Below are 2,728 nucleotides of genomic sequence, written 5' to 3'. Positions count from 1 at the left end.
GCCGAGAACCGCACGACCGGCGCTTTCATCCTGATCGATCGCATCACCAACGCCACCGTCGGCGCCGGCATGATCCTGCATTCGCTGCGCCGTGCCGAAAACATCCACTGGCAGTCGCTCGATGTCGGCAAGCGCGGCCGTTCCGATCTGAAGAACCAGCGCCCGGCGGTGTTCTGGTTCACCGGGCTCTCCGGCTCCGGCAAGTCGACCATCGCCAACCTGTTCGAGAAGAAGCTGTTCGCGTCCGGGCGCCACACTTATATCCTCGACGGCGATAATGTCCGCCACGGCCTCAACCGCGATCTCGGCTTCACCGACGCCGACCGCGTGGAGAACATCCGCCGCGTCGCCGAGGTGGCCAAGCTGATGGCCGATGCCGGACTGATCGTCATCGTCTCCTTTATCTCGCCCTTCAGCGCAGAGCGGCGCATGGCGCGCGAGCTGATGGCCGAGGGCGAATTCGTCGAGGTCTTCGTCGACACGCCGTTCGAGGAATGCGCGCGCCGCGATCCGAAAGGCCTTTACGCGCGCGCTCTGAGCGGCGAGATCAAGAATTTCACCGGCGTCGATTCTCCCTATGAGGCGCCACAGAATCCGGAAATCCATCTCAAGACCCTCGGCAGGAGCCCGCAGGAAATGGCGGAAGCCCTGGAACACTGGCTGACCGAGCGCGACATTGCCGAGGAGCAGTATGACAATGGCGGCGGCATCTGACGACGAGGCGATGCTGGGCGTCTTCGAGCGCCTGGCGCTGGAAGCGGGGCGCGAGGTGATGCGCGTCTTCCACGAAGGCGGCGCCGTCGACAGCAAGGCGGACTCTTCGCCGGTCACGGAAGCCGATCGCGAAAGCGAGAAGATCATCCTGGCCGGCCTGCGCGCCGCCTATCCGGATATCCCATGTGTGGCCGAGGAGGAGGTTGCGGCAGGCGTCGCGACGCCCGACCTCGACGGCGCCTTCTTCCTGATCGATCCGCTCGACGGCACCAAGGAATTCGTCAACCGCCGCACCGATTTCACCGTCAACATCGCGCTCGTCCGTCACGGCGTGCCTGAAGTCGGCGTCGTGTTCGCGCCTTGCACCGGGCGCTTCTTCAATGGACGGCCGGGCAAGGCCGAGGCGCTGGAGGTCGATGCCGATTATCGCATCACCGAACGTCGGCCGATCGCCGTGCGGGCAGGGGGCACGCCGCTCGCCGTCGTCGCCAGCCGCTCGCACAACACGCCCGAGACCGAGGAATTCATCCGCGATCTCGGCGCGGCTGAGATCGTCTCGGTCGGTTCATCGCTGAAATTCTGCCTGCTTGCCGCGGCGGAAGCCGACGTCTATCCGCGCTTCGGCCGCACCATGGAGTGGGACACGGCCGCGGGCGACGCGGTGCTGCGCGCCGCCGGCGGCATGACGCGCACCCTGGACGGCCAGCCGCTCGTCTACGGCAAGCGCAACCAGGCGAGTGACAGCGATTTCGCCAACCCGCATTTCATTGCGACGGGGAAGGGCGCGTAATCGCAGCGTTGCCAATGTAGACGCCGGCGCGAGGCCCCCCTCTCTGTCCTGCCGGACATCTCCCCCTCGAGGGGGGAGATTGGCAGCTTCAGCGCTCAGCGAATTCTTTCAACGTTGAAGGTTGGCGAAAGCCCGCGTGACATCTCATCTCCCCCCTTGCGGGGGAGATGCCCGACAGGGCAGAGGGGGTGCTGTCCCGCCGGCCTCTCGGCTTTACGCCGCCGCGACATGCGCCGAGTTCGAGCCGATGTAATTGCGGATCGTCTCTATGATGCGGTCCTGGTCGGCCTCGCTCAAATACGCGTGCATCGGCAGGCAGAGGATCTGCTTCGGCAGCTCTTCCGAGACGGCAAGGCCGGTCGGCGTGCGCGGATAGCCCTTGTACGCGACCTGCTCGTGCAGCGGCTTCACGTAATAGATCACCGACGGGATGCCCTTTTCGCCGAGATGCGCTTTCAGCCCGTCGCGCTTCGGCGTCTCGATCGCGTACTGCGCCCAGGCTGAGCGGCCGTGGCCAAGATTGCGCGACGCCTTGACGATGTCGCCGAGGCCCTTGGCATAGCGGTCCGCCACCACCTGCCTGGCCACCATCTCCTCTTCGAGGATGGCGAGCTTCTCGATCAGGATCGCCGCCTGCAGCGTGTCGAGGCGCGAATTGATGCCGACGCGGACATTGTCATATTGCGTCTCGCCCTTGCCGTGGAAGGCGAAGGAACGGAGCTTGTCGGCCAGCGCGCCGTCATTGGTGAACATCGCGCCGCCGTCGCCGTAGCAACCGAGGGGCTTGGCAGGATAAAAGCTGGTCGAGCCGACATGGCCGAATGCGCCGCACATCTTGGCGTCGGCGGAACCGCCCATCGACTGCGCGGCGTCTTCGATCACAAGGAGGTTCTCGCGCTTTGCGATCGCCATGATCGCCTCATAGTCGGCGGCAAGGCCGAACAAGTCGACCGGGATGATCGCCTTCGGCTTCAGTCTTCCTTCCTTCTTGATCATGTCGATCGCCGCCTCGAGGCTGGCGATGTCGATGTTGTAGGTATCACGGTCGACGTCGACGAAGACCGGCTCGGCCTTGGCCAGCGCCACCACCTCGGCGGTGGCTGCGAAGGTGAAGCTCGGCACGAACACCGCATCCCCCGGGCCGATGCCGGCGGCAAACAGCGGCAGGAGCAGCGCGTCGGTGCCGTTGGCGCAGGCGACCACATGCTTGACGCCGACATAGGC

At 65.3% G+C, this 2,728-nt stretch carries 3 protein-coding genes; 2 read left to right on the top strand and 1 reads right to left on the bottom strand.

The genetic code is table 11. From position 1 onward, the window contains the following. On the top strand, positions 1–714 hold a 714-nt coding region (cysC, locus tag EOD07_RS29695; RefSeq protein WP_127237867.1), incomplete at its 5' end, for an adenylyl-sulfate kinase. A 10-nt stretch (positions 715–724) separates the two neighbouring features. After that, positions 725–1,504 (top strand): 3'(2'),5'-bisphosphate nucleotidase CysQ, encoded by a 780-nt coding sequence (gene cysQ / locus EOD07_RS29690; RefSeq protein WP_164772661.1) that lies wholly within the window; start codon positions 725–727, stop codon positions 1,502–1,504. 213 nt (positions 1,505–1,717) lie between these two features. Here cysQ and EOD07_RS29685 read toward each other — a convergent pair. Continuing rightward, a partial coding sequence (locus EOD07_RS29685) for a DegT/DnrJ/EryC1/StrS aminotransferase family protein (RefSeq protein WP_164772660.1) occupies positions 1,718–2,728 on the bottom strand: 1,011 nt, incomplete at its 5' end.

This window comes from Mesorhizobium sp. M2C.T.Ca.TU.002.02.1.1, assembly GCF_003997225.1.
The sequence above is the reverse complement of the archived record's forward strand: the minus strand, read 5'-3'. Positions and strand labels throughout refer to the sequence as shown.